At 66.1% G+C, this 24,713-nt stretch carries 28 protein-coding genes and 1 tRNA gene; 19 read left to right on the forward strand and 10 right to left on the reverse strand.

Annotated features, from left to right (window positions below; translation table 11 throughout):
• Nucleotides 1–24 precede the first annotated feature (24 nt).
• Nucleotides 25–672: an LppP/LprE family lipoprotein gene (locus OG716_RS01540; protein WP_405135934.1), complete on the reverse strand. Its 648-nt coding sequence runs from the start codon at nucleotides 670–672 to the stop codon at nucleotides 25–27.
• 139 nt (nucleotides 673–811) lie between these two features.
• Between OG716_RS01540 and priA the strand changes: the two genes are divergently transcribed.
• Genes priA through hisI form a run of 4 tightly spaced genes read left to right on the forward strand, consistent with a single transcriptional unit; the run spans nucleotide 812 to nucleotide 3,490 of the window.
• Nucleotides 812–1,543 carry a bifunctional 1-(5-phosphoribosyl)-5-((5-phosphoribosylamino)methylideneamino)imidazole-4-carboxamide isomerase/phosphoribosylanthranilate isomerase PriA gene (priA, locus tag OG716_RS01545; protein WP_297618931.1) on the forward strand — a complete coding sequence of 244 codons (732 nt, stop codon included), beginning with the start codon at nucleotides 812–814 and terminating at the stop codon, nucleotides 1,541–1,543.
• Nucleotides 1,544–1,548: 5 nt separating this feature from the next.
• Entirely contained in the window at nucleotides 1,549–2,367 is an 819-nt protein-coding gene (locus tag OG716_RS01550) for an inositol monophosphatase family protein (RefSeq protein WP_405135935.1), read from the forward strand.
• On the forward strand, nucleotides 2,364–3,137 hold the full coding sequence (hisF, locus tag OG716_RS01555; RefSeq protein ID WP_327140863.1) for an imidazole glycerol phosphate synthase subunit HisF: 774 nt from the start codon (nucleotides 2,364–2,366) through the stop codon (nucleotides 3,135–3,137). The genes OG716_RS01550 and hisF overlap by 4 nt, the downstream gene beginning before the upstream one ends.
• On the forward strand, nucleotides 3,134–3,490 hold the full coding sequence (gene hisI / locus OG716_RS01560) for a phosphoribosyl-AMP cyclohydrolase (RefSeq protein ID WP_405135936.1): 357 nt from the start codon (nucleotides 3,134–3,136) through the stop codon (nucleotides 3,488–3,490). Before hisF ends, hisI begins: the two co-directional genes overlap by 4 nt.
• A 7-nt stretch (nucleotides 3,491–3,497) precedes the next feature.
• On the opposite strand, the gene OG716_RS01565 is transcribed toward hisI, so the two are convergent.
• The 4 genes from OG716_RS01565 to OG716_RS01580 all read right to left on the reverse strand — a co-directional run bounded on the left by OG716_RS01565 (nucleotide 3,498) and on the right by OG716_RS01580 (nucleotide 5,733).
• A complete protein-coding gene (locus OG716_RS01565; protein WP_405139451.1) occupies nucleotides 3,498–4,040 on the reverse strand; it encodes a MarR family winged helix-turn-helix transcriptional regulator in 543 nt (180 codons plus the stop codon).
• A gap of 130 nt (nucleotides 4,041–4,170) precedes the next feature.
• The gene (locus tag OG716_RS01570) at nucleotides 4,171–4,782 is read right to left on the reverse strand and encodes a permease (RefSeq protein WP_405135937.1); all 612 of its coding nucleotides are present in this window, start codon (nucleotides 4,780–4,782) and stop codon (nucleotides 4,171–4,173) included.
• Nucleotides 4,783–4,856: 74 nt separating this feature from the next.
• Complete coding sequence (locus OG716_RS01575) at nucleotides 4,857–5,315, reverse strand: peroxiredoxin (protein ID WP_327140860.1); 459 nt, start codon at nucleotides 5,313–5,315, stop codon at nucleotides 4,857–4,859.
• A 106-nt stretch (nucleotides 5,316–5,421) separates the two neighbouring features.
• Nucleotides 5,422–5,733, reverse strand: coding sequence for a hypothetical protein (locus tag OG716_RS01580; protein ID WP_405135938.1), 312 nt, complete (start codon nucleotides 5,731–5,733; stop codon nucleotides 5,422–5,424).
• A 252-nt stretch (nucleotides 5,734–5,985) separates the two neighbouring features.
• Here OG716_RS01580 and OG716_RS01585 point away from each other — a divergent pair, with 252 nt between their 5' ends.
• The 11 genes from OG716_RS01585 to OG716_RS01635 all read left to right on the forward strand — a co-directional run bounded on the left by OG716_RS01585 (nucleotide 5,986) and on the right by OG716_RS01635 (nucleotide 17,527).
• Complete coding sequence (locus OG716_RS01585) at nucleotides 5,986–7,527, forward strand: anthranilate synthase component I (protein ID WP_405135939.1); 1,542 nt, start codon at nucleotides 5,986–5,988, stop codon at nucleotides 7,525–7,527.
• Nucleotides 7,527–8,438, forward strand: a complete 912-nt coding sequence (locus OG716_RS01590; RefSeq protein WP_405135940.1) for a TIGR02234 family membrane protein — start codon at nucleotides 7,527–7,529, stop codon at nucleotides 8,436–8,438. Before OG716_RS01585 ends, OG716_RS01590 begins: the two co-directional genes overlap by 1 nt.
• Before the next feature lie 149 nt (nucleotides 8,439–8,587).
• Nucleotides 8,588–9,406, forward strand: a complete 819-nt coding sequence (gene trpC / locus OG716_RS01595; protein WP_405135941.1) for an indole-3-glycerol phosphate synthase TrpC — start codon at nucleotides 8,588–8,590, stop codon at nucleotides 9,404–9,406.
• Between the two features lie 8 nt (nucleotides 9,407–9,414).
• Complete coding sequence (gene trpB / locus OG716_RS01600; protein ID WP_405135942.1) at nucleotides 9,415–10,698, forward strand: tryptophan synthase subunit beta; 1,284 nt, start codon at nucleotides 9,415–9,417, stop codon at nucleotides 10,696–10,698.
• Nucleotides 10,695–11,495 (forward strand): tryptophan synthase subunit alpha, encoded by an 801-nt coding sequence (trpA, locus tag OG716_RS01605; protein WP_355128569.1) that lies wholly within the window; start codon nucleotides 10,695–10,697, stop codon nucleotides 11,493–11,495. Before trpB ends, trpA begins: the two co-directional genes overlap by 4 nt.
• 137 nt (nucleotides 11,496–11,632) lie before the next feature.
• Nucleotides 11,633–12,823, forward strand: a complete 1,191-nt coding sequence (lgt, locus tag OG716_RS01610) for a prolipoprotein diacylglyceryl transferase (protein WP_405135943.1) — start codon at nucleotides 11,633–11,635, stop codon at nucleotides 12,821–12,823.
• 74 nt (nucleotides 12,824–12,897) lie between these two features.
• Entirely contained in the window at nucleotides 12,898–13,425 is a 528-nt protein-coding gene (locus OG716_RS01615; RefSeq protein WP_405135944.1) for a TM2 domain-containing protein, read from the forward strand.
• A 223-nt stretch (nucleotides 13,426–13,648) separates the two neighbouring features.
• On the forward strand, nucleotides 13,649–14,407 hold the full coding sequence (locus OG716_RS01620) for an amino acid ABC transporter substrate-binding protein (protein WP_405135945.1): 759 nt from the start codon (nucleotides 13,649–13,651) through the stop codon (nucleotides 14,405–14,407).
• Nucleotides 14,408–14,439: 32 nt separating this feature from the next.
• Nucleotides 14,440–15,108: an amino acid ABC transporter permease gene (locus OG716_RS01625; protein WP_405135946.1), complete on the forward strand. Its 669-nt coding sequence runs from the start codon at nucleotides 14,440–14,442 to the stop codon at nucleotides 15,106–15,108.
• A gap of 79 nt (nucleotides 15,109–15,187) precedes the next feature.
• Entirely contained in the window at nucleotides 15,188–16,609 is a 1,422-nt protein-coding gene (pyk, locus tag OG716_RS01630) for a pyruvate kinase (protein ID WP_355128559.1), read from the forward strand.
• Nucleotides 16,610–17,527, forward strand: a complete 918-nt coding sequence (locus tag OG716_RS01635; RefSeq protein ID WP_405135947.1) for an acyl-CoA thioesterase — start codon at nucleotides 16,610–16,612, stop codon at nucleotides 17,525–17,527.
• 73 nt (nucleotides 17,528–17,600) lie between these two features.
• Here OG716_RS01635 and OG716_RS01640 read toward each other — a convergent pair whose 3' ends face one another.
• From OG716_RS01640 to OG716_RS01650, 3 genes are all read right to left on the reverse strand, one after another.
• Nucleotides 17,601–18,002, reverse strand: a complete 402-nt coding sequence (locus OG716_RS01640; RefSeq protein ID WP_355128557.1) for a hypothetical protein — start codon at nucleotides 18,000–18,002, stop codon at nucleotides 17,601–17,603.
• Between the two features lie 171 nt (nucleotides 18,003–18,173).
• Entirely contained in the window at nucleotides 18,174–18,842 is a 669-nt protein-coding gene (locus OG716_RS01645) for a low molecular weight phosphatase family protein (protein WP_405135948.1), read from the reverse strand.
• 51 nt (nucleotides 18,843–18,893) lie between these two features.
• Nucleotides 18,894–19,445 carry a monooxygenase family protein gene (locus OG716_RS01650; RefSeq protein ID WP_405135949.1) on the reverse strand — a complete coding sequence of 184 codons (552 nt, stop codon included), beginning with the start codon at nucleotides 19,443–19,445 and terminating at the stop codon, nucleotides 18,894–18,896.
• 153 nt (nucleotides 19,446–19,598) lie between these two features.
• Here OG716_RS01650 and OG716_RS01655 point away from each other — a divergent pair, with 153 nt between their 5' ends.
• Complete coding sequence (locus OG716_RS01655; RefSeq protein WP_405135950.1) at nucleotides 19,599–20,186, forward strand: hypothetical protein; 588 nt, start codon at nucleotides 19,599–19,601, stop codon at nucleotides 20,184–20,186.
• An 80-nt stretch (nucleotides 20,187–20,266) separates the two neighbouring features.
• Nucleotides 20,267–20,800, forward strand: coding sequence for a hypothetical protein (locus OG716_RS01660; RefSeq protein WP_405135951.1), 534 nt, complete (start codon nucleotides 20,267–20,269; stop codon nucleotides 20,798–20,800).
• 177 nt (nucleotides 20,801–20,977) lie between these two features.
• Here the strand turns inward: OG716_RS01660 and OG716_RS01665 are convergent, their stop codons facing one another.
• On the reverse strand, nucleotides 20,978–22,081 hold the full coding sequence (locus tag OG716_RS01665; RefSeq protein WP_405135952.1) for a hypothetical protein: 1,104 nt from the start codon (nucleotides 22,079–22,081) through the stop codon (nucleotides 20,978–20,980).
• Nucleotides 22,082–22,281: 200 nt separating this feature from the next.
• A tRNA-Leu gene (locus OG716_RS01670) sits at nucleotides 22,282–22,368 on the reverse strand.
• A gap of 232 nt (nucleotides 22,369–22,600) precedes the next feature.
• Here OG716_RS01670 and OG716_RS01675 point away from each other — a divergent pair.
• Nucleotides 22,601–23,224 carry an ANTAR domain-containing response regulator gene (locus tag OG716_RS01675; protein WP_297618871.1) on the forward strand — a complete coding sequence of 208 codons (624 nt, stop codon included), beginning with the start codon at nucleotides 22,601–22,603 and terminating at the stop codon, nucleotides 23,222–23,224.
• 227 nt (nucleotides 23,225–23,451) lie between these two features.
• Nucleotides 23,452–24,693 (forward strand): branched-chain amino acid ABC transporter substrate-binding protein, encoded by a 1,242-nt coding sequence (locus OG716_RS01680; protein WP_405135953.1) that lies wholly within the window; start codon nucleotides 23,452–23,454, stop codon nucleotides 24,691–24,693.
• The last annotated feature ends 20 nt before the right edge of the window (nucleotides 24,694–24,713 follow it).

Raw genomic sequence — 24,713 nt, forward strand, 5'->3', positions numbered from 1 at the left:
AGGCTGTTTCGTCGGATTGCGGAGTCAGCAGCGGGTGGAGCCGGGGATTTCGGTGCCGGTGGAGGATTCGTCGGGGGGTGTGCCGATCATGTCGACTTTGCTGCCGGTCCAGTGGTATTGGACGCAGTAGTCGGCGCCGTCGCTGCAGGCGTCGCAGGTGCCGGGGAGGTGGTATTTGACGGCCACGGTGTCGTCGGTGGTGCGGGTGGGGTCCATGCCGATGAACGAGCGCCATTTCAAGGTGCCGGTGCCCAGGTAGCTGCCCTGGTGGAAGAGCAGGATCTGCATCGGTGAACTGGCGGTGCCGCTTTCGATGATGATGAGGGCGGCGGACAGGGTGCGGCAGGGGTCGAAGTTGCCCTCGACGGGAGTGCCGGCCCAGTTCCACGGCGCGCCGGAGTCGTTCTGCACCGGTGGCTGTGCGGCGATGGCATTTCTTACCGCGGGGGCGGACAGGTTGTGGCCGCACTTCGCGGCAGGGGAGGTTGCCGATACTGCCGCGGCGGTTGTGGGCGCACCGGAGAGTGTTGCCGGGGCGCCCGAGAGCGTCGCCGGCGGGATCGAGGACAGAGCCACGGGCGCCGAGGGCGGGACCGGCGGATCCGATTGGCAGGCGGTGAGCAGTCCGGTCAGCGCGAGGGCCGCGGTGCCGAAGATGAGTTGACGGAACATATGCCGTTCCTCCCTGAGACGAAATCGCCGAACGGACGTTCACCTGCTTTATCAGGACGGTAGCCCGCGGCGTTTACGAATTGCGTTATTTGCCCAGGCCGACGACGGAGCATCCCGCGGTAACCACTAGGATGCTTGCGTGAGTCTTGTGCTGCTACCTGCCGTCGATGTCGCCAATGGTGAGGCCGTGCGCCTGGTTCAGGGGGAGGCGGGCAGTGAAACCAGTTATGGTTCGCCGCGCGATGCCGCCCTCGCCTGGCAGCACGATGGGGCCGAATGGGTGCATCTGGTCGACCTGGACGCGGCATTCGGCAAGGGTTCGAACCGGGAGCTGCTGGCGCAGGTGATCGGTGAGCTCGACGTGAAAGTGGAGCTGTCCGGCGGCATTCGCGATGACGAGTCGCTGAAGCTGGCGCTGGCGACCGGTTGCGCGCGGGTCAATCTCGGCACCGCCGCCATCGAGGATCCGCAATGGTGCGCCCGCGCCATCGGCGAATACGGCGACAAGATCGCGGTCGGCATGGATGTGAAGCTCATCGACGGTGAGTACCGGCTGCGCGGCCGCGGCTGGGTCACCGACGGCGGCGATCTGTGGGAGGTGCTCGAGCGCCTGGAGCGGGACGGCTGCTCGCGCTACGTGGTCACCGACGTCAGCAAGGACGGCACCCTGACCGGCCCCAATCTCGATCTGCTGCAGCATGTGGCCAATGCCACCGACGCACCGGTCATCGCCTCCGGCGGCGTCTCCACCCTCGACGATCTGCGCGCCATCGCGACCCTGGTCGAAGACGGTGTCGAGGGCGCGATCGTAGGCAAGGCCCTGTACGCGGGCCGCTTCACCCTGCCCGAAGCCCTTGTAGCGGTGCGCTGAGCCCGATGGCCGCCGAACTCGCCGAGCTGCTCACCATTGCCAGTGATGTACTCGACGCTGCCGCACCGCGTTTCGTGGAGGGTGTGGGCGCACCCAGCGCTGTCGACAAGGGCCGCGGTGATTTCGCGACCGAACTCGACCTGGAGCTGGAGCGCACCCTCTCGAAGCAGCTGACCGAGCGCACCGGATTCCCGGTGCACGGTGAGGAATTCGGCGGCCCCCAGCTGACCTCCGGCACCGCCTGGGTCCTGGACCCCATCGACGGCACCTTCAATTACTCTGCGGGCCACCCCCTTTCGGGCATGCTGCTGGCGCTGGTGCAGGAGGGCGAGCCGGTCCTCGGCCTCACCTGGCTGCCCGGGCTCGGCCAGCGCTATGCCGCCGCGACCGGTGGTCCGGTATTCCTGAACGGCAAACCCCTGCCGAGTCTGGAGCGGAAGACGCTGTCCTCCGCCATGATCGGCTTCGGCGCCTTCAATATCGATGGCGCGGGCCGCATTCCGGGCATCTTCCGCTTCAATCTGCTGGGTGCGCTGAGCCGCCTGTCCGGCCGGGTGCGCATGCACGGTTCGACGGGAATCGACCTGGCGTACACCGCATCCGGCGTGCTGGGCGGCGCCGTGGTCTTCGGCCATCACCCCTGGGACAATGCCGCGGGCGTGGCGCTGGTGCGCGCCGCGGGCGGCGTGGTCACCGATCTGCTGGGCCGGGACTGGAATATCGAATCCGGTTCGGTGCTGGCGGCCGCACCCGGCGTGCACGAGGAATTACTGGACATGATCAATGCGACAGCCGATCGTGCCCGAGGAGAGGTTGAGCAATGACATTGGCAGTACGCGTGATTCCGTGCCTGGACGTGGACGCGGGCCGCGTGGTCAAGGGCGTGAACTTCGAAAACCTGAGGGATGCGGGCGATCCCGTCGAATTGGCCGCCACCTATGACGCCCAGGGCGCGGACGAGCTCACCTTCCTCGATGTCACCGCCTCCACCGGCGACCGCGGCACCATGATCGACGTGGTCACCCGCACCGCCGAGCAGATCTTCATCCCGCTCACCGTCGGCGGCGGCGTCCGCACCGTGGAGGATGTGAACCGCCTGCTGCGCGCCGGCGCGGACAAGGTCTCGGTGAATACCGCCGCCATCGCCAGACCCGAAGTGCTGCGCGAGATGTCGGAGCGTTTCGGCTCGCAGTGCATTGTGCTGTCGGTCGATGCGCGCACCGTTCCCGCCGGACAGCCCGCGACCCCGTCGGGCTGGGAGGTCACCACCCACGGCGGTAAGCGCGGCACCGGAATCGACGCCGTCGAATGGGCCGTGCGCGGCGCCGAACTCGGCGTCGGCGAGATCCTGCTCAATTCCATGGATGCCGACGGCACCAAGGCCGGCTTCGACCTCACCATGATCCGCGCCGTCCGCGCCGCGGTCTCCGTTCCCGTGATCGCCTCCGGCGGTGCGGGCAAGGTCGATGATTTCGCCCCCGCCGTGCAGGCCGGTGCGGACGCGGTGCTGGCCGCCAGCGTCTTCCACTTCGGCGACCTCACCATCGGCCAGGTCAAGGACGCCATGCGCACCGAAGGTATCGTGGTCCGGTGAGTTTGGATCCCGCAATCGCCGCCCGCCTCAAGCGCAATGACGACGGCCTGTTCGCCGCCGTCGCGCAGGAGCGCGCGACCGGGGATGTGCTCATGATGGCCTGGATGGACGACGAGGCCCTCGCGCGCACCCTGGAAACCCGCAGGGGCACCTACTATTCGCGTTCGCGGCAACAGTATTGGGTGAAGGGGGAGACCTCGGGCCACACCCAGTACGTGCACGAGGTGCGCCTCGACTGCGACGGCGATACCGTGCTGCTCATCGTCGATCAGGAGGGCGCGGCCTGCCACACGGGCACGCACACCTGCTTCGATACCGATGTGCTGCTGGCGCGCGGCGACACACTGCTCTGACTGCGCGCTAACGTTTGTCGCGGGTATCGACATCCTGGTTGCCGGATGATCGCCCCGCACCGCGCGCCGTACCGTTGTCCAATTGCGCGACCAGGGTCTCGCTGATTTCGAGCAGCTGTCTGGTCTCCTCCTTGTCGAGCCCGTCGAAGACCAAGCCGCGCACACACTCCAGATATCCGGGCGCGGCATCGGTGATCTTGCGGTAGCCGACATCGGTCAGCACGGCCTGGGCGCCGCGCCGGCCGGAGATGCTGACACGCTCGGCCCAGCCCAAACGCTCGAGCTTGGAAATCACATGGGAAAGGCGCGATAGCGATGCGTTTGCCTTTTGCGCAAGCTCACTCAGTTGCAACCGGTGGCCTGGTTCTTCGGAGAGCAGAGTCATCACGAAGTATTCGAAATGGGTAATCCCGGACTCACGTTGAAGCTGGGTATCCAGGGCCGCGGGAAGCCGGGTGGTCAGCGCGATTACGGCACGCCAAGCTCGCTGTTCCATGGGATTCAACCACTGTGTCACCGTGCCAGCCCTCTCGTAGCAGCCAAGTGACATGGTGTGCTGGCCGGTCCGGCGGACGGTGGAGCAGCAACAGCGAGTCACCCGCAAATCAAAGTTTGCCACGATTTCGCTCATCAGTCACGGCGTTGCTGAATGACGTGACATCCATCACGCGTGTCGCGGATCAGAATTCGTGGGTGCCGGGTGCTGCGGGATTAGGGGTATTCGGGGGATTCTCCGCCGGTATGCGCGGCTTTTCCTGATCCGGCCGCTGCTTCACGGCGCGATGCTTGCGGATTCGCCTGCGCACCAAGAGAAATGCCACCAGCAGGAACAGTACGGCGGCCACGATCGCGCCCACCAGGACGGCGCCGCGATAACCCGGTGCGTCGACGTCGAGAATGCGTTCTCCGGCGTGCGCCGCATTGGAGTCGCCCAGCACGATGGTCAGCGTCATCAAATTGGGGATGGCGGTGACAACCGCCAAAACGGCCGAAGCGCCCGCAATAAACGGACCGCCCCGTTTCCGCCAGGTCATTCCCGCGAGCAGGAACAGGAAAAGCGGTAGCGCGGTGCACACCACGCCGATCGCCAGACCCGACCAGATGCCCTTGGCGAAACTCCCGTGCACGTTTTCGGCGATGCGCTGCGCCCACCACCGCGGAATGAATGCCGCCAGAATCAGATACGACACCCACAGCACGACTGCCGCCACGACCAGCGCGATGATGCGATTGCGCCACGTGACGAATGATGATCGCTTGTGCTCGGGCACATCCGGGCTCGGCGTAGTCATTGGTCCAGCGTATGCCGGACCGGGCGGCGCGTCCGTCGCGCCACTCCGGACCAATCGGGCATTCGAGGGCTAACTCACGCGCGATCGCGCAGGAACTGCAATGCCTCGTCCGCATGGACGTTCGCGCGCAGTTCGCTATTGATCACCTTGGCGACGGTGCGGTCGGGATCGATGATGAACGTGGTGCGCTTGACCGGAATCAGCGCGCCCAGCAGGCCGCGCTTCACGCCGTACTCGGCGGCGACCTTCGCGCCCACGTCCGACAGCACGGGGTAGTTCAGCGACTGCTTCTCCGCGAAACCGGACTGTACGTCGACGGCGTCGGCGCTGATGCCCACGCACGAGGCGCCCAGGGCCTTGAATTCGCCTGCCAGATCCCGGAAGTGGCACGCCTCGGCGGTGCAGACGGGGGTATTGGCGGCGGGATAGAAGAAGAGCACGACCGGTCCGTCCGCAAGCAGCGAATCGAGGGATCGGGGAGTGCCGGATTGGTCCGGAAGCTCGAACTGCGGGGCGAGCTGGCCTGGCTTCATAGGCAGGAGATTACGGGATCCGCGCCGAATACGAATCAGCCCGCGGACGGACCGGTCTGCCTCGGTCCGTGCGCGGGCTGCTCGACGATCGGGGTCCGGCTCACGGTTATGCACCGATGAGCGCCGCGACCTCCGGGTTCTTGATGTTCATGACGTCGAGGATGCCGTGGGCCCGCAAGAAGGGCTTGAGCTCCCGAATGCGATCGGTGTGCTCGGCGTACTCGTCCGGGAAGGAGCGGGGATCGAGCGATTCCAGCGCCTTGACGTACGTGACGAACGAGGCGATGGCGCTGTACTTGCCGCCGCCCTGCTGATTCATGCCCATCATCCGCGGCGGCTGACCGGGCATCGAACCCATGCCTACCTGCGGAGCTGCGTGCCGTGGACCCTCCGGTGCGACCGGTTGCGAGGGGTACATCTTGTTGAACTCCTCTCGATTGGGATACCGCGTGGCGACCTCTCCATGATTGACCGCACCGTGTATTCGCCGCCGCAGCCCTCCCGGCTCTGTTTAATTTGCCTACGCTGCGCTTTAATTTGCCTACGCTGCGCTCCGGCGGGTCGCGGCCCCGCACGCTCGGCCTTCCCTCCTCCGCTTCGCTCCCCCCGCTCCGTCAGTCCAGACCGAGCCGGGCCACGATCCTTGATGTGGGCCTGGAATGATGGGTGAATGCTCGGTGCCTCTCACACCTCCACGACCTCCCGCGAACAGTTCCGGCTCCTGGCGGCCGACCATCGGGTTGTCCCGGTGGTTCGAAAGGTGTTGGCGGACTCGGAGACTCCACTCTCGGCCTACCGCAAATTGGCCGCGGACCGGGCCGGGACCTTCCTGCTGGAGTCCGCGGAGAACGGGCGATCGTGGTCGCGATGGTCGTTCATCGGTGCGGGAAGCCCCACGGCATTGAGCGTGGTGGACGGGGAAGCGGCCTGGCTCGGGCAGAGTCCGGCCGATGCGCCCTCCGGCGGTGATCCGCTGCGCGCGCTGCGCGAAACGCTGCAGCTGCTGCGGACCGAACGGCTGCCCGGGCTGCCACCGCTGACCGGTGGCATGGTCGGCTACCTCGGCTATGACGCGGTGCGCCGGATGGAACGGCTGCCCGTACTCGCCGCCGACGATCTCGAACTGCCGGAGATGGTGCTGCTGCTGGCCACCGATCTGGCCGCCTTCGATCACCACGAGGGCGCGATCACGCTCATTGCCAATGCCGTCAACTGGAACGGCACCGACAAGCGGGTGGACGAGGCCTACGACGATGCGGTGGCCCGACTCGATCGCATGACCGAGGCCCTCGCCGCACCCGCCGACTCCACCGTCTCGGTCTTCGAGCAACCTGAACCGGACTTCCGCCGCCAGCGCACCTCCGACGAATTCGGCGCGGGCGTGCGCCGCCTGGTCAAGGAGATCGAGGCCGGCGAGGCCTTCCAGGTGGTGCTCTCGCAGCGCTTCGAAATGGAGTACGGCGGTACGCCACTGGATCTGTATCGCATGCTGCGCGCGTCCAATCCGAGCCCGTACATGTACCTCATGCACATCCCGGACGGCTCCGGCGGCACGGCGTTCTCGATCGTCGGATCCAGCCCCGAATCGCTGGTCACGGTGAAGGACGGTGTGGCGACCACACATCCGATCGCGGGCACGCGCTGGCGCGGCAGCACCGAGGAGGACGATCTGCTCCTCGAGAAGGATCTGCTCGCCGACGAGAAGGAGAACGCCGAGCACCTCATGCTCGTCGATCTCGGCCGCAATGATCTCGGCCGCGTCTGCGAGCCGGGCACCGTGCGCGTCACCGAATACCGGCATATCGAGCGCTACAGCCATGTCATGCACCTGGTTTCGACCGTCTCGGGCCGGCTGGCCGCCGGCAAGGTGGCCTTCGACGCGGTGCAGGCGTGCTTCCCGGCGGGCACCCTCTCCGGCGCCCCGAAGGTCCGGGCCATGGAGCTCATCGAGGAGCTCGAGCCCACCCGCCGCGGCATCTACGGCGGTGTGGTCGGCTATCTCGATTTCGCCGGTGACGCCGATACCGCCATCTGCATTCGCACGGCACTGATCAAGAACGGCACCGCCTATGTCCAGGCGGGCGCGGGCGTGGTCGCCGATTCGAATCCGGAGTACGAGGACGTCGAATCCCGCAACAAGGCGATGGCGGTGCTCAAGGCCATCGCCGCGGCGGGCACCGTACGCGCCTACCGCCCGAACGGGACCGCCTGATGAACGCTCCGGAGCCCGACCCGGAAACCTCGGCGGCACAGGCGAAAGCAGCCGGCGGACCTGCGGAGGTATCGGTGACACACGCTGATTCGGACAGTGAGGTGGATGCTGATCTAGCCGCTGCCCGCGCCGATGTGCAAGCGGCACAGGCCGATACGGCCGAAGCAGAAGCCGATGCGCGCGCCGCGGCGGCCGAGGGGGAGCAGAGGCCCAGGCCGGTGGGCGCGGTGGCCCTGCTGGCCATCGCCGCCGCGCTGCTGTGGGTCGCATCGCGCATGACCTGGGTGAGTGTCGAGGTCATCAGCGAGCTCGGGCCGCCCAAGACCGTGCATCTGTCCGGCGCGACCTGGTTCGGCGCCCTGACTCCGCTGGCATTGGTACTGATCGCGACCATTGCCGCGGTCTTCGCCACGCGTGGCTGGCTGCGCCGCATCATCGGTGTGGTGGTGGCCGTGCTGGCGGCGGTGGCGGCGGTTCCCGCGTACGCGCTGCTGCAGGGGCAGGGCAAGACCGCCGAGCGGGCCGGGCGTTTGGCCGAATTGCGCACCTGGGAGCATGTGGGTACGGCGCAGACTTCGACACTGCCCGCCGTACTGACCATGGTCGGTGCGGTCGCCGCCTTCCTGGCGGGTGTGCTGCTGACACGCATGCCCTCCGAGAGCGCGCGCATGTCGGGCAAATACGACAATCCGGTCTTCCGTAAATCGGAGGCGGCCGAACAGGTTGCCGAACATCACGCAGTGCAGCGTGCCGCGGAATCCGGGTCACAGGACGCGCCGCCGGAACAACTCTCGGGCCGGGTGCTGTGGGACGCCCTCGACGCGGGCGCGGATCCTACCGACGAGGAAACCGATACCGCTGCCGCACACGATGATCCAGGTAGCGGCGCCGCGGGCCACAAGCCCGCTTGAACTGGGCGGGGGAGCAGCGTCGCTCCCGGTACCGCCCCCGCCGTCAGCGGCGCGAAGATAGCCATTTACTCTTTATCAGCATCGGTGAGACAGCGCCTGGGGGGATTCTCAGGCAGCAAGTCCGTCTCCCCAGAAAGGATTCGAGCCAGATGACGGTACTCGACTCGATTCTCGACGGGGTCCGTGCGGATGTCGCCGCACGGGAAGCCCTCCTGGATTTCCAGGCTGTCAAGAAGGCCGCCGCCGCGGCTGTCTCTCCTCGTGACGCCACGGCGGCGCTGCACGAGGAGGGTATCGGCGTGATCGCCGAAGTGAAGCGGTCCAGTCCTTCCAAGGGCGCCCTGGCCGACATTCCGGACCCGTCCGTACTGGCCCGCGCGTACGAGGACGGCGGCGCGCGCATCATCAGCGTGCTGACCGAGCAGCGCCGCTTCGGCGGTTCGCTCGCGGATCTCGACGCGGTGCGTGCCGTGGTCGACATTCCGGTTCTGCGCAAGGACTTCATCGTCGGCCCGTACCAGATCCACGAGGCCCGCGCGCACGGCGCGGATGTCATTCTGCTGATCGTGGCGGCGCTGCCGCAGGACGTGCTGTCCTCGCTCATCGACCGCACCGAATCGCTCGGTATGACCGCGCTCGTCGAGGTGCACACCGAGGAAGAGGCGGACCGCGCCCTCGAGGCCGGCGCCACCGTGATCGGTGTGAACGCCCGCAACCTCAAGACCCTCGAGGTGGATCGGGATGTGTTCGCGCGCATCGCACCCGGTCTGCCCAGCGATGTGATCCGCATTGCCGAATCCGGTATTCGCGGCACCGCCGATCTGCTGGCCTACGCCGGTGCGGGCGCGGACGCCGTGCTCGTCGGTGAGGGCCTGGTGACCAGCGGCGATCCGCGTGCCGCGGTGGCCGAGCTGGTGACCGCCGGAACCCATCCGTCCTGCCCGAAGCCGGTTCGCCGGGGCCGGTGAGAGAGCCGATGACACAGACGAACGACATTCTCGGCAAGAACGCCGGCCTCCCGCAGGCCAGCGAAGGCGTGTCGCACAAGAGCCTGCACGAGCCGGATGCCGGGGGCCACTTCGGCGTCTACGGCGGCCGGCATGTGCCCGAGGCGCTCATGGCCGTGATCGAAGAGGTCACCGCCGAATACGACAAGGTGCGCGTCGACCCCAACTTCCTGCACGAGCTGGACCGGTTGCAGCGCGACTACACCGGCCGCCCGTCGCCGGTGTTCGAATGCGTCAATCTCGCCAAGCACGCGGGCGGCGCTCGCATCCTGCTCAAGCGAGAAGACCTGAACCACACCGGTTCTCATAAAATCAACAATGTGCTCGGGCAGGCGCTGCTCGCCAAGCGCATGGGCAAGACCCGCGTCATCGCGGAGACGGGCGCGGGCCAGCACGGCGTCGCCACCGCCACCGCGTGCGCGCTGCTGGGCCTGGAATGCGTCATCTACATGGGCGCGGTCGATACCGCCCGGCAGGCCTTGAACGTGGCCCGCATGCGCCTGCTCGGCGCCGAAGTCGTCAGTGTGACAACGGGTTCGCAGACGCTCAAGGACGCCATCAACGAGGCGCTGCGCGACTGGGTCACCAATGCCGACGAGACCTACTACTGCTTCGGCACCGCGGCCGGGCCGCACCCGTTCCCGCTGATGGTGCGCGATTTCCAGCGCATTATCGGCATGGAGGCGCGGGTGCAGGTGCAGGCCCACACCGGACGGCTGCCCGATGCGGTAGTCGCCTGTGTCGGTGGCGGTTCCAATGCCATCGGCATCTTCCACTCCTTCATCGATGACGCCGGCGTGCGGCTCATCGGCTACGAGGCCGCGGGTGACGGTGTCGAAACCGGCCGCCACGCAGCCACTTTCGCCGGTGGTCGCCCGGGCGCCTTCCAGGGCGCCTACTCGTACCTGCTGCAGGACGAGGACGGTCAGACCATCGACTCGCATTCCATCTCCGCGGGTTTGGACTACCCGGGCGTCGGCCCGGAGCACGCGCTGCTCAAGGACATCGGCCGCGCCGAGTACCGCCCCATCACCGATACCGAGGCGATGGACGCGCTGCTGCTGCTGTCCCGCGCCGAGGGCATCATTCCGGCCATCGAATCCGCGCACGCTGTTGCGGGTGCGCTGCAGCTGGGCCAGGAATTGGGCGAGGGCGCAATCATTCTGGTGAATCTCTCCGGACGCGGTGACAAGGATATGGACACCGCGGCCAAGTGGTTCGGGCTCTTCGACAAGCCGGAGGAGCAGCAGTGAGCCAGCAGTCCCGTCTCGCCAATACCTTTGCCGCCTGCCGCGAGGACAATCGCGCCGCGCTCATCGGCTATCTGCCCGCCGGATACCCGGATGTGCAGGGCAGTATCGACGTCTGCGTCGCCATGGTCGAATCCGGTTGTGACGTCATCGAAGTCGGTGTCGCCTACTCCGATCCGGTGATGGACGGCCCGACCATCCAGGCCGCCGCCGAGCAGGCGCTGCGCGGTGGTGTGCGGGTGCGCGATGTGTTCAAGGTCGTGGAGGCCATCAGCAAGGCCGGTGGCAAGGCCGTGGTCATGGCCTACTGGAATCCGGTGCTGCAGTACGGCGTCGACACCTTCTCCCGCGATCTGGCGGCGGCGGGCGGCCTCGGCCTGATCACGCCCAATCTGATTCCGGAGGAGGCCGACGACTGGTTCGTCGCCTCGTCCACCTACAACCTGGACCGCATCTTCCTGGTGGCTCCGTCCTCCACGGAGGAGCGCCTGGTGAAGACGCTGGAGGCCTCGCGCGGGTTCGTGTACGCCGCGTCCACCATGGGTGTCACCGGTGCGCGTGATGCGGTGTCCTCCATGGCGCCGGCGCTGTGCGCCCGCATTCGCGCGCACTCCGATATTCCGATCGGCGTCGGCCTGGGTGTGCGCAGCGGTGCGCAGGCGGCCGAAATCGCTTCCTACGCAGACGGTGTCATTGTCGGCTCGGCACTGGTGAGTGCCGCCGGTCAGGGCCTGGACGCGGTGCGGACACTGACCGCGGAGCTCGCGCAGGGCGTGCGTTCGGCGGCTGTGACCTCCTGACCTCGAGTGTGGGAAGGGGCGCGCATCGACTCGATGCGCGCCCTTTTCGCACCCCGGAATCAGGTTGTTCGCCATCGCGTCGGCGGCGCGCTACCCGGGCGAACTGTGCACTCAGGTAATTCCGCTACGGTGGGCGCGTGACCATACGAGCCCTGGCCGACAATGTTTCGGCCTCCGACGTGCTGGCCTACATTCCCAGTCCGCCCCGCGGCGTATGGGACATCGGCCCGTTCCCGTTGCGCGCCTACGCCATCTGCATCATCATCGGCATCATCGCCGCCATCTGGTGGGGCGAGAAGCGGTGGCAGCAGCGTGGCGGGCAGGCGGGCATGGTGCTCGATGTCGCCATGTTCGCGGTGCCGTTCGGGCTGGTCGGCGGACGGCTCTACCATGTGGCCACCGATTATCAGAAGTATTTCCTCGCCGGCGGCCATCCGCTCGACGCGCTCAAGATCTGGCAGGGCGGCCTGGGTATCTGGGGTGCGGTGCTGCTGGGCGGCGTCGGGGCTTGGATCGGCTGCCGGATCTACCGAATTCCCCTGCCTGCCTTCGCTGATGCCATCGCGCCCGGCATTCTGCTGGCGCAGGCGATCGGCAGGTTCGGCAACTACTTCAACCAGGAACTGTACGGCCGCGAGACCACCATGCCGTGGGGCCTGGAGATCTACCAGCGCTTCGACAAGAACGGCGGGCTGGACATGATGAACGGCATCGCCAGCGGTGCGGCCGAGAAGATCGTGCAGCCGACCTTCCTCTACGAGCTGGTGTGGAATCTGCTGGGCGTTGCCGCGCTGATCCTGCTCGATCGTAAATTCCGGATCGGGCATGGGCGGCTCTTCGCGCTGTACGTGGCCGTCTACTGCTTCGGCCGCTTCTTCGTGGAGTTGCTGCGCGATGACGAGGCCACCCACATTCTGGGTCTGCGCGTGAACACCTTCACCTCGGCGATCGTGTTCGTCTGTGCCGTCGCGTATTTCATCTTCGCGACCAAGGGCCGCGAGACGCCCGAGCAGGTGCAGGCGGGTGTGTACCGGCCGCTGCCGTGGCAGTTCGGCGCACTGCGCGCCTACGGCGCCGAGCGCACCGGGGCGACAGCGGAGTCGGCGGCCGCCGAAGCCCGGACGTCCGAGTCGGAGGCCGGAGCGGAAGGCGAGACCGAAGAGCAGTCCGTAGACCTGGGAAAGTCTGATTCGTCCGAGTCTGAATCCCCTTCGGCCGGCAACGAATCCGCGCCGGACGGCGATAACCCTTCCGAATCCGGCGATTCCGAGCCGGCGGTCACATCCGAGGCGACGAAACCGGTCTCTTCCGGCAAGAATGACTCCTGACCGCCGCGTATCGAGATTCGCACGGCGGGTTCAGCACATGGGGGCCGTGCGGCCCGCGATTCAGGAGGACTCGAGTGACGGACCCATTCAACAAGCAACCGGAGCAGGGCGGCCCGCAGTACGGCGCGCCCGGCACCGGCCCGCAGTACGGACAGCAGCCGCCGCAGCCGTACGGGCAGCCGCAGCAGCCGGGATACGGCCGGCCCGGATATGACCAGCAGCAGCCCGGTTACGGCCAGCAGCCGGGATACGGGCAGCCGCAGCAGCCCGGCTACGGCCAGCAGCCGTACGGTCAGCAGCCCGCGTACGGTCAGCCGCAGCCGGGATTCGGCCAGCCCATGCCGTACGGCGCGGATGCGGAGGCCCCGTACGGCCGCGACATCTACGGCGTGCCGTTCTCGGACAAGAGCAAGCTGACCGCGGGCCTGCTGCAGCTGCTGTGCGGCGGTTTCGGCATCGGCCGCTTCTACCTCGGCTACACCACCATCGGTGTGCTGCAGCTGCTTACGTGCGGCGGCTGCGGCATCTGGGCCCTCATCGACGGCATCATGATCCTCACCGGCAAGGTCCCGGACCTGCAGGGCCGTCCCCTCAAGGACTGACGTCTCAATCGCCCCACTCTGTCGGTTCGCGGCCGTCCCGGGTCTGGACTGACGGAGCGGGGGAGCGAAGCGGAGGAGCGGAGGAGGGAAGAACCGGGACTCGGGGCCGCGAACCCGCCCCGGAGCGAAGCGGAGGGGCAATTAGACACAGCCGGTTTCTGGCGTACCCTTTGTCGGTTGTCTGCCGCGTGGTCGCGCCACGCTCGAGGAGAGGTAGTCGCCCGTGCGCCGTAAGCTGTTCGCCGCCGTGCTCGCCATTGTCGCCGCCACCGCGGGGCTCACCGCGTGTAGCAGTAGCAGCAACGACCCCAACGTGTTGAAGGTCGGCACCGAGGGCACCTACTCACCGTTCAGCTATCAGGACGGTGGCACTCTCACCGGCTACGACGTCGAGGTCATCAAGGCCGTCGGCGACAAGATGGGCCGCAAGGTCGAATTCGTGCAGACGCCGTGGGACGCCATCTTCGCGGGCCTGGAGTCCAAGCGCTTCGATCTCGTCGCCAATCAGGTGACCGTCAATCCCGAACGCGCGCAGAAGTATTCGCTCTCGCAGCCGTACACCACCTCCGAGGGCGTCATCGTCACCAAGACCGACAACGCGGGCATTCACGCGCTGGCCGATCTGAACGGCAAGACCTGCGCCCAGTCCTCCACCAGCAATTGGAGCAAGGTCGCCTCCGGCGCCGGCTGCAAGGTCGAGGGTGTGGAGGGCTTCGTGCAGGCCATTCAGCTGCTCAAGAACGGCCGCGTCGATGCCACCGTGAACGACACCCTGGCCGTCGGCGAGTACAGCAAGAAGACCGGCGACACCGGCGTGCACGTGGCCGGCAAGACCGGTGAGACCAGCCAGCAGGCCTTCGCCGCGCGCAAGGATTCCCAGCAGTTGATCGACCAGATCAATACCGCACTGGATCAGCTGCGCTCGGACGGCACCCTCGCCAAGATCTCCGAGAAGTACTTCGGCACCGACGTCAGCAAGTAAGGGCCACACCGAGATTCGAGGGCGACTCGACGATGGATCCGGATACCTGGGCGCTGATCCGGCAGAACCTCTGGCCGATGCTGGAGGCCACGCTCAAACAGACGCTGCCGCTGACCGCGGTCAGCTTCGTGATCGGCTTGGTGCTGGCGCTGTTCGTGGCGCTGGCCCGCATGTCGAAGCTGCGGCTGCTGTCGGCGGCGGCCCGGTTCTACATTTCGGTCATTCGCGGTACCCCGCTGCTTGTCCAGCTGTTCATCATCTTCTACGCGCTGCCGCAGTTCCATATCCTCATCGACCCGTTCCCGGCGGCGGTCATCGCCTTCAGCCTCAATGTCGGCGGGTATGCGGCGGAGATCATTCGCGCCGCCATTCTTTCGGTGGCACACGGGCAGTGGGAGGCGTCCTATGCGGTTGGTATGACCTATTCGCAGGCTTTGCGATTGATCATCCTTCCGCAGGCGTCGCGTATTGCCGTGCCGCCGCTGTCGAACACCTTGATCTCGTTGGTGAAGGACACCTCGCTGGCGTCCACGATTCTGGTCACCGAGTTGTTGCGCACCGCGCAGCTGGCCGCCGCGCCCACCTTCGACTTCTTCGCCCTCTACGGCGTTGCGGCACTCTACTACTGGGTAATATGCCTGTTCCTGGGCTTCGGCCAGACCCGCCTGGAGACCCGGCTCGCCCGCCATGTAGCGCGCTGACCGGCAGTTAGCTGGAACGTTCGGCAAACTTCGCGTGCCCGGTCAGCGGGACGATGAGCGCAGGTCTAGGGTTGATGATGTGATGCGACGAACGAAGATTGTGTGCACAATGGGCCCGGCGGTGTCGTCGGAGGACCGAATTCGTGAACTCGTCGAGAGTGGTATGGATGTGGCGCGGCTGAATTTCAGCCATGGCGAACACTCCGACCACGCCGAGAATTACAAAAAGGTACGCCAAGCAAGCGATCTACTCGGCCGCACGGTCGGCATTCTCGCCGATCTGCAGGGACCGAAGATTCGACTGGGCCGATTCATCGAGAACAAGACCGTCTGGGCGACCGGTGAGGAAATTCGAATCACCGTCGACGACATCGTGGGAACCCACGACCGTGTCTCCACCACCTACCGCGAGCTCGCGAACGACGCCAAGGCCGGTGACCGCCTGCTGGTCGACGACGGCAAGATCGGACTGACCGTCGAACGCGTCGACGGCAACGACGTGGTCTGCCGCGTCACCGAGGGCGGCCCGGTCTCCAACAACAAGGGCGTCTCGCTGCCCGGTATGGACGTCTCCGTGCCGGCGCTGTCCGAAAAGGACATCGAGGACCTGGAATTCGCGCTGCAGCTCGGCGTCGACTTCATCGCGCTGTCCTTCGTGCGCTCCCCGTCCGATGTCGAGCTGGTGCACGAGATCATGGACCGGGTCGGCCGCCGGGTGCCGATTATCGGCAAGCTCGAAAAGCCTGAGGCCATCGACAATTTGGAGGCCATCGTGCTGGCCTTCGACGCCATCATGGTGGCGCGTGGCGACCTCGGCGTGGAACTGCCGCTCGAGCAGGTGCCGCTGGTGCAGAAGCGGGCCATCCAGATGGCCCGCGAGAATGCCAAGCCGGTGATCGTGGCGACCCAGATGCTGGAGTCCATGATCACCAACTCGCGGCCCACCCGCGCCGAGGCCTCCGATGTCGCCAATGCGGTGCTCGACGGCGCCGACGCGGTCATGCTCTCGGGTGAGACCTCGGTCGGCGACTACCCGATCGAGACCGTGCGCACCATGGCCCGCATCGTGCACGCCGTGGAGTCCGAATCCTCCACCCGGGTGCCGCCGCTGACCCACGTGCCGCGCACCAAGCGGGGCGTCATCTCCTACGCCGCCCGCGATATCGGCGAGCGGCTCAATGCCAAAGCGCTGGTGGCCTTTACACAGTCCGGTGATACCGTGCGCCGCCTGGCCCGCCTGCACACCCCGCTGCCGCTGCTGGCCTTCACCCCGAATCCGGTGATCCGCAATCAGCTGGCGCTGACCTGGGGTACCGAAACCTTCATCGTGCCGCCGGTGGGCACCACCGACGAGATGATCCACCAGGTCGATTCCGCCCTGCTGTCGATCGGCCGCTACAAGAAGGGCGATCTGGTCGTCATCGTGGCCGGGTCCCCGCCGGGTACCGTGGGCTCCACCAATATGATTCACGTCCACCGTATCGGCGAGGAGGACCACTAGGTGAGTGCATCGCTAGGCGAAGCTGTTTCGGGTTCGGACGACTCCGTCGCCGGCCCGTCCGCTGATCTGCAAGTACTGCTCGAACTGCTCGATCTCGAGGAGCACGGGCCGGACATCTTCATCGGTCAGCACCCTTCGAAGGTGTGGAGCCGGACGTTCGGCGGTCAGCTGGTTTCGCAGGCGATCATCGCCGCCGGGCGCACGGTGGGACCCGGTCGCCCGGTGCACGCCGTCAATGCGCACTTCGTGCGCGGCGGCGACCCCAAGAAGCCGATCGAATACCACGTCGACCGGCATCGCGACGGGCGCTCGTTCGCCAATCGCACGGTGACGGCCGTCCAGGACGAACAGGAACTGTTCGTCATGCTGGCGGCCTTCCAGGATTCGGGCAAGGGTCTGGAGCACGGGACCCCGCTGCCGGATGTCGCCGACCCGGAAACCCTCCCGCGCGTGGAGGAGTCCTTCGCCGGGCTGGAGGACAAACTCGAAATGTTCGTGAAGGCACCGCATCCCATCGATATGCGGTACACGAACGATCCGGCCTGGATCCTCAAGGGCACGGGGGAGAAGCTCAATCACAATCGGGTGTGGATGCGCGCCGACGGGCGGCTGCCCGACGATCCGCTGATCCACGTTGCGGCGCTGGCGTACTCGTCGGACACCACGGTGCTCGATTCGATCATCACCACGCACGGGCTGTCCTGGGGGCTGGACCGCATTATCGCGGCCACGGTCAATCACTCCATCTGGTTCCATCGGCCGTTCCGGTTCGACGACTGGGCGCTGTACGCCACCGAATCGCCGGTGGCCGCCGGATCGCGCGGGCTGGCCCGCGGGCACTTCTACGCGCGCGGCGGCGAACTGCTCGCGACCACGGTGCAGGAGGGCGTGATTCGCCACTTCCCGGCGCGGGGATAGCTGAGCTCGAGCACGCGAAAATCAGGCCGGACCCACATGGGTGCGGCCTGACTTGTGTGCGGATCCGCGCGGCTCAGATGAGTTCGCGGTTCTCTTCCAGCTCGAAGTTCTCGCGCTGCAGTGCGTGCACGATATAGGGGATCGGCTCGTCGGCGGACAGGCCGAGAATGAGCCGCTGTTCCAGCCGTGCGATACCCGCCTTGGTGAGCTGGCGGGAGTCACCGACCAGGCTGAGCGCTATCTCGTAGGTACGGCGCTCGCCCGGGTCGGCGTCAGGATTGTCCAGGCGCCACTGGGTTTCGAGAACCGTATGGGTGGGATCGTCGCACTCCACCGGAAGGGTGAAGCGCCAGGCGAAGATGTCGCGATCGTCCACGTACTCATCCACGACGCGGCACACCGTTTCGGTGACGCGGTGGAGGGTCTGCGGTGTCACGTAAACATGGAGCGAAACATCCGAAATTCGCTTCGGCATGTCTGAGTCCTGTTCCTGTGTCGAACCACCGGCGGTGGTGTTCCGCGCGGAAGTGTAATCCCTTACCGGACTTAGCGGGCAGACAGGTGTATTGACACGCTGGGTCCAGCGTAATCCCGGTTACGCCGAAGTGGAATAGGTAAGGGGTTCCGAAAATCGCGGAATGTGCTCCTACCCGGCGGATTCCGCCGCATGATGGGTGGGTTCGATTGACCGCTTGGGCAATTCGCCCGTATCGGCGCGTCCACCCGGCAGGACGAGCAGGGCCGGGCGCGTCGCGCCGGCGGTCGTGGCGCGGGGCCGGATGGTGGCCTCCGGATGCTGATGCGCGTGCAGGGCCAGCAGCAGCGGCACCAGCGCCTCGGCAATGCGATCGCCGACCTCGCAGAACTGCTGCGCCTTGAGACCGACCGGGTCCGAGATGTTCTCGCGTCCCACATAGGCGAGATCGTCGCGGGCGGCATGCAGGCCGACCACCGTGCGCGCACCGCTGACCTTCGCGATCCGGTACGCCTCCAGCAGCGTGAAGGTGCGCGCGAGGGCCTCGGGCGTCTGCTCCCGCACCTGATCGCGAATCTTCTCGGTCATGGTGAGCACCAGATCGGCGCGATGCACCATCTCCGGTTTCAGCCGGCGGGCCTTGAAACCACTCGCGTCGCCGCCGAGTCCGGCAATGGTTTGCGCGGCAAGCGGTTCCGCCGGGAAGCCGACCAGCGCCCGCACGCCCGCGCTTTCGGCGGATAGCTCCTGTAGCCCGTGTTCGGCGGCCACCGCCAGCGTGAGGCGCTCGGCGATGACAGACCTGCAAACGTTTCCGCTGCACACGAAGAGCACATGCATTCGCCCAACCTATGCTCACGATTCGGTGACGAAAATGCCTGGAAGGGTTTGTCACACGGTTCGACCGGGAAGTTCATCCGGTCGCTGAGTGTCGGTCGCCTGCTGTTCGTAATACGAGCTCTCCGTAACCACCGAGGCCACCTCCGGTGCTGCTCCGCGCACTCGCTGGCGCGTGGAGAAGAGCCGCCCGCGCGCGGGCACCGTCGGTGCGAATCGGGTCAGTCCGGCCACCGGAGCCATATCGTCGTAGACCGAATCGATTCCGCCGCGTGCGAAATACGCCTCGTGCCAGAAACCGGTGCCGCCGGAGTTCTTCAGGAATTCCCGCCACCAGATCCGGTGCGGTTCGGAACGGGTCCAGCGCTCGAGACTATCCAGATCGCGCCAGTATTGCCGGGCGCCCCAGTGCGGTGGGAACAGCGACCACACCACATCCTCGTGTGAGAGCAATCCGTCCGGCCGGTCCGCGTGCGAGCGGTACAGCTTGGGGCCCACACCGATCAGCCGCAGGATTCCGCGCGGCCGATGCACCCGCATCCCGAGCAGTATGACAACCAGATCCGGGTACTCGGACAGATCTGCCGTCACCCTGTTGACCCGCATGCGGGACCTCCACATCGCCGCGGCCGTGTACTCGGCCTGTGCGGTTATACGAATTATCCCGCTTATCCGGTTCGACGGCCATTTACGCAGTCGATATGGCCGCTCGAGACGGCCCTACACACCGCCTGATGCCCGGTCCGTAGTGTCTTGCCGGTGAGTGCGCTCTTCGTAGAGGTTTCCGAGAAGGTGGACCGGCTGCGGTCCGTGCTGTCGCGTGGCCGCTACCTCCGGGCCGAATTCCCGCCCGGCGTCGAACTGCACGATGCCGATCAGCTCGCGGGCTATCACCGGACGATGGAGTACTACTTCGCCTCCGGGCATCTCCCGGCCGAGGCGCGGGCCGGGCTCGACGAGCTGACCCTGCCCCGCGCCATGGTGGAGCTGTACCGGATCACCGCGCATCCGAAGTCGGGGCGTATCAGCCTGTTCCAGACCTTCGACAAGGGCGAGATCATGGACCCGCACGGCTGGGCGCACCGCGACGACGAGCACTGGCTCGCGGTCGGATCGGTCGCCGACGACAAATTCCTGGTCTCGCTCATCACCGGCGAGGTCATGTTCGCCGACCATCAGTTCTCGCGCCCGGGCGAAGTGGACACCACCCGCATCATCGCGCCGGATCTGCTGACCTTCTTCGACGAGTGCATGATCGGCCCGCGCTACGGCGAATTCGTCAGCGCCGCCGATCTGACCGATCCGGCCGGCTGGTTCCGGTTCCTGCAGGACAACGACCTCGCATAAGCGTTCCGGTTCGGCCGGTTCGGTCGACAGTCGCGCCATTGGCATGCGGCGAGGCCCGTCCGCTGGCTACCCTCCGGTACGTGAGCTCCGCTACCGCCGCCACCCCGCGCACATACCGCCTGCGAGACTTCGCCGAGACCTATGTTCTCGCGCAAGCGAATTGGTCCGACCCGATCGGCGGTTACCACCAGGACAACTCCGCCTACAACGCCGCCCTCCGCATCCACCGCGAACGCCTCCTCGGCGCACTCGAGGAACTCTTCGGCCTCGAGCTGAATATGAAGAACATGGTCGAAATCCCGCGCGGGACAGTGCTGTTCATGCACTTCAAGAGCACAGTCCTGTCCTGCCTGGCCCTGCGCACCCCCGGCCACCCCGAAGCGGGCCTGCTCCTGCGCTCCCTGGAAGCCGCAGGCGATCCGGGCAAACGCGTCGTCCTGGCCTCCACCCGCATCGACAAACTCCTGACCCTCTCCAAGGAAGCCCACCTGGACCTCCTCGAAGACCTCCTCCGCATCTTGCTCGGCCCTCGAGCCGACGACACCTTCACCGCCTCGGATCTGCGCAGCTGCGGAATGGTGGACACCCCGCCCACGCTCGCGGAGTACTCGTGAGGCAGCGACCAACTGCCGCGTGCGTGGATGATCCTGCACCGCAGGAGGATTCACGCCGTCCGAATCCGGCTGAACCGGACTCGGACACAGGAGTGACAGCTCCTGGGGCAGCGTGGAGGCGGTTGTGCAGTTTCCCTGACACACCGATCGGCGGCTCGCCTGAATGGGCGGTGGTTTTCAGCGTTGGATCAACAGGGCAGTCGGGTTGAGTACGACCCATTCCTTGTTTCGCCAGGTGTCCGATCCATCGATGGCGTCCCAGCCGCGCAGGGCGCCATATTGGCCGATATCGGCCAAGGCCAGCTCTTTGTCCAGGAGTGCGGCGTACCGAGCCGTGTCGTCGGCCGTGGGGTTCGCCTTATTCCGCACAGCCCGTAGCTCACGGGCGACCTGCGTCAGGGTGTTGTTGCGTTCGGACTCGAGTCTGCGGAGCGTGATCTTCTTGGCATCGGGGCGCAATGCCATCCGGACCACTCGGGCCTGCCGTGTGGAGAGGTCCTGTGTGCGAGCGGGATCGGTGTAGTGGAGTGCGACGCTCTCCAGTGGTGACGCATACGTCCCGGATCCGGTGGTACCGCCGCCAGGTCGCACCGGGTCGGTGACGAAGGCATCGACGTAGCGATCCTCCTCGAACCCCCGGAACAGCTCCTGCCCACCCGCCGCGACCGCCGCGTCGACCTCGTGCGGTGTGGCGATGGTGACTTGCCCGTCAAATCCTTGCAGCCGCTGGATCTTCTCGAATGTCGGGGAAGTTCCCAAGGACGCGGTCCCCCCGGCCCGCCGCAGCGCGCTGTAGTCCACCTCGTCGATCAAATCGCGGCCGGGCATATAGGTGGAAGACGTTGCAGCGCTGCCGATTCCGCCGGAAAGATCAGATGATTCCGCCCCCAGCGCCGCTGCGTTCGCTGTTTCGGTTGCTTCAGCCCCGAGAGCGATCCGGGTAATGCCGTGGGCGGCTTGCGCAGGCACCGCGGCAGCAGCGTCGCCGGCGTCTTTGGCTGCCGCGCCGAGCATTTCGCGCACCGACCGCCACGCTGCGTCCAGATCGCCGCCCATGACTGAGTCTCTCGCGGTATCGCCGTCCAGCCACGGCGGCCGAGCCGCTCCCGAGCCGGCATCCGGCTCGTCGGCGTCAACGATCACCTGCGCTATCTGCCGGGCGTGCTCGAGGGCTGTCCGCTGGCGAGTCGCCCGGGACAGGGTTACTCCGATGAGCCCGGCTGCTGTCGAAACGACGGCCACGCTGAAAACAGTTGCGGAGACGACCGTCTCGAAGCTCATGATGCATCCTGCGTCCCGCGTGGTGAATCGTCAATCGCTCAGCCCGAAAGCGGCTATGTGCGTTGCCAATTGGCACTGTCAGCGGCCACTCCGGCGACGGAACTCCGCGGACTTCCACAGGACGGCAACCTGGATGCGCTCGTATTCGCTGCGGCGTGCGGGGAAGGTGAGACATGCTCACCGGAAATACCACTGACTCTTGGTGCCGAGTGTGGGAATCGAACCCACACGTCCTTTCGGACAACGGTTTTTGAGACCGTCGCGTCTGCCTATTCCGCCAACTCGGCGCACCGCTGGAAGAGCATAGCGGGTGGGAGGGGGGTTGGCCTAACCGGGGCTCGGCGGGGCGGGGGTGAGAAGTACATCGTTGTGATACTGGTCAGTTTGCGCTGGGTACGTGGGTTGTAGCGGGCGGTGGACGGTACTCTTTGGTTAACTCGGGTACGTGCCGATCCGTTGAGGGTGGCTTCGGACCGGTGTGCCGTCGGGTGTTGGTATCGGAGCGACAGGGGTTCATCTATGGGAACGACAGCAGGGGGCGGTTCGAAGAAGGATGCCGCGGCATCGGCCCCCAAGCGGGTGGTGGTTGCCGAGGACGAGGCGCTCATCCGGATGGACCTGGTGGAGATGCTCTCGGAGGAGGGCTATCAGGTGGTGGGGGAGGCGGGAGACGGCCAGGTGGCCGTGGATCTCGCCGAGGAGTTGCGTCCTGATCTGGTGATCATGGATGTGAAGATGCCGCGGCGGGACGGTATCGACGCGGCCGGTGAGATCGCGTCGAAACGTCTTGCGCCGGTGGTGATTCTGACCGCGTTCAGTCAGCGCGACCTGGTCGAGCGGGCTCGGGACGCGGGTGCGATGGCGTATCTGGTGAAGCCGTTCACGAAATCGGATCTGGTGCCCGCCATCGAATTGGCGGTCAGCAGATTCCATGAGATCACCGCGCTCGAAGGCGAAGTCGCGAATCTCGCCGATCGGCTCGAAACCCGCAAGCTCGTGGAGCGTGCCAAGGGTGTGCTCATGCAGACCCAGGGTCTCTCGGAACCGCAGGCGTTCAAGTGGATTCAGCGCACGGCAATGGACCGTCGCACCACGATGAAGGCGGTCGCCGAGGTAGTGCTGGAGAATTTGGCACCCAAGTAAGACCGTTTTGCTCGAACTTTGCCCCTCTGTTGCCGTGAATGCGCTGATGCGATTTACATTCCGGCAACACGAGGGGCTCATTCGTTTGTCGCGATGTCACATGGATGATGCGTTTGTGATGCAGAGCTAACGTTGCGGGGATATGTTCTGTCCGGGCCGATCGATGGGGCGGCCCTCCTCGGCGAGCCGGGGAGTAGAGAACATAGAGGTGAATCGTGCTTGGTTCAATGACGCGCACGTCGGCGCTGCGGCACAGCCGCATGGCCCGGGTGGTGGTCGTCGGAGCTGCAGCAGTACTCGCGCTCAGCGCTGCCGGCTGTAGTAGCAAGTCCACCGACAATTCCAGCACCGGTGCCGCCGGTGCGAGCAATCTGACGATCCAGCCCCTGGTTCAGATCGACGCCAACGGTAAGGAAGTGCCGGCTTCCGACAACTCCGCGGCGGCGAATCCGGCCAGCGACGGCAATGACAAGTGCGCGCCGCAGACGATCGCCATGGCGGGCCCGCTGACCGGGCCGAACGCCAACCTCGGCCTCAATATTGTGCGCGGCGTACAACTGGCGCTGGACCAGCACAACAAGGCCAATCCGAACTGCCAGGTGTCGGTCAAGAAGTTCGACACCGAGGGTGATCCGCAGAAGGCCACCCAGGTCATTCCGACGATCATCAGCGATCCGAGCATCAATGCGCTCATCGGCCCGACCTTCTCGGGCGAGACCAAGGCCACCGGCCAGATCATCAGCGATGCCGGGCTGCTGTCGCTGACACCGTCCGCCACCAATGTCTCCCTCACCACCAACGGCTGGAAGACCTTCTTCCGCGGCCTCGGCAATGACGGTGTGCAGGGTCCGTCGGTCGCCAAGTACCTGGCGGGCACCGGCAAGTACAAGAAGATCTGTGTGGTGCAGGACGACTCCGATTACGGTACGGGCCTGGCGAAGACGCTGACCGAGGGCCTCGGCCCGATCGCGGATTCCAGCTGCGCCGCCCAGGTCAAGGCCGGTGACAAGGACTTCTCGGCGGTCGTCTCCAAGATGGCTTCCGCCAAGCCGGACGCCATCTTCTACGCGGGTTACTACGCCGAAGCGTCCCCGTTCGTGCAGCAGTTGCGTTCGGGCGGTGTGACGTCCACCTTCATCTCCGATGACGGCACCAAGGACGTCGAGTTCGTGAAGCAGGCCGGTAACTCGTCCAAGGACGCGCTGCTGTCGTGCCCCTGTGGTCCGGCGCCGGACAAATTCGCCACCGACTACAAGGCCTCCAGCGGATATGACGCCGGCACCTACTCGACCGAGGGCTACGACCTCACCACCATCGTGCTCAAGGGCATTGCCGCCGGTAAGGTGACCCGCCCCGACCTGGTCGACTACGTGAAGAACTACGACGGCCAGGGTCTGGCCCGCGAATACAAGTGGAATGCGCAGGGCGAATTGTCCAACGCGCTGATCTGGATGTACCAGGTCAAGTAGCCACCCCCCGATTCTGGAGC

Origin of the sequence: Nocardia sp. NBC_01388 (assembly GCF_045040085.1) — a bacterium.
GTDB lineage: Bacteria > Actinomycetota > Actinomycetes > Mycobacteriales > Mycobacteriaceae > Nocardia.

Coding starts and splice junctions, on each gene's coding strand:
- OG716_RS01540 (WP_405135934.1), bottom strand. CDS start 672: ATGTTCCGTCAACTCATCTTCGGCACCGCGGCCCTCGCGCTGACCGGA.
- OG716_RS01550 (WP_405135935.1), top strand. CDS start 1,549: ATGGCCGCCGAACTCGCCGAGCTGCTCACCATTGCCAGTGATGTACTC.
- hisF (WP_327140863.1), top strand. CDS start 2,364: ATGACATTGGCAGTACGCGTGATTCCGTGCCTGGACGTGGACGCGGGC.
- OG716_RS01565 (WP_405139451.1), bottom strand. CDS start 4,040: ATGTCACTTGGCTGCTACGAGAGGGCTGGCACGGTGACACAGTGGTTG.
- OG716_RS01570 (WP_405135937.1), bottom strand. CDS start 4,782: ATGACTACGCCGAGCCCGGATGTGCCCGAGCACAAGCGATCATCATTC.
- OG716_RS01575 (WP_327140860.1), bottom strand. CDS start 5,315: ATGAAGCCAGGCCAGCTCGCCCCGCAGTTCGAGCTTCCGGACCAATCC.
- OG716_RS01580 (WP_405135938.1), bottom strand. CDS start 5,733: ATGTACCCCTCGCAACCGGTCGCACCGGAGGGTCCACGGCACGCAGCT.
- OG716_RS01585 (WP_405135939.1), top strand. CDS start 5,986: ATGCTCGGTGCCTCTCACACCTCCACGACCTCCCGCGAACAGTTCCGG.
- OG716_RS01590 (WP_405135940.1), top strand. CDS start 7,527: ATGAACGCTCCGGAGCCCGACCCGGAAACCTCGGCGGCACAGGCGAAA.
- trpC (WP_405135941.1), top strand. CDS start 8,588: ATGACGGTACTCGACTCGATTCTCGACGGGGTCCGTGCGGATGTCGCC.
- trpB (WP_405135942.1), top strand. CDS start 9,415: ATGACACAGACGAACGACATTCTCGGCAAGAACGCCGGCCTCCCGCAG.
- OG716_RS01625 (WP_405135946.1), top strand. CDS start 14,440: ATGGATCCGGATACCTGGGCGCTGATCCGGCAGAACCTCTGGCCGATG.
- OG716_RS01640 (WP_355128557.1), bottom strand. CDS start 18,002: ATGCCGAAGCGAATTTCGGATGTTTCGCTCCATGTTTACGTGACACCG.
- OG716_RS01645 (WP_405135948.1), bottom strand. CDS start 18,842: ATGCATGTGCTCTTCGTGTGCAGCGGAAACGTTTGCAGGTCTGTCATC.
- OG716_RS01650 (WP_405135949.1), bottom strand. CDS start 19,445: ATGCGGGTCAACAGGGTGACGGCAGATCTGTCCGAGTACCCGGATCTG.
- OG716_RS01665 (WP_405135952.1), bottom strand. CDS start 22,081: ATGAGCTTCGAGACGGTCGTCTCCGCAACTGTTTTCAGCGTGGCCGTC.
- OG716_RS01675 (WP_297618871.1), top strand. CDS start 22,601: ATGGGAACGACAGCAGGGGGCGGTTCGAAGAAGGATGCCGCGGCATCG.
- OG716_RS01680 (WP_405135953.1), top strand. CDS start 23,452: ATGACGCGCACGTCGGCGCTGCGGCACAGCCGCATGGCCCGGGTGGTG.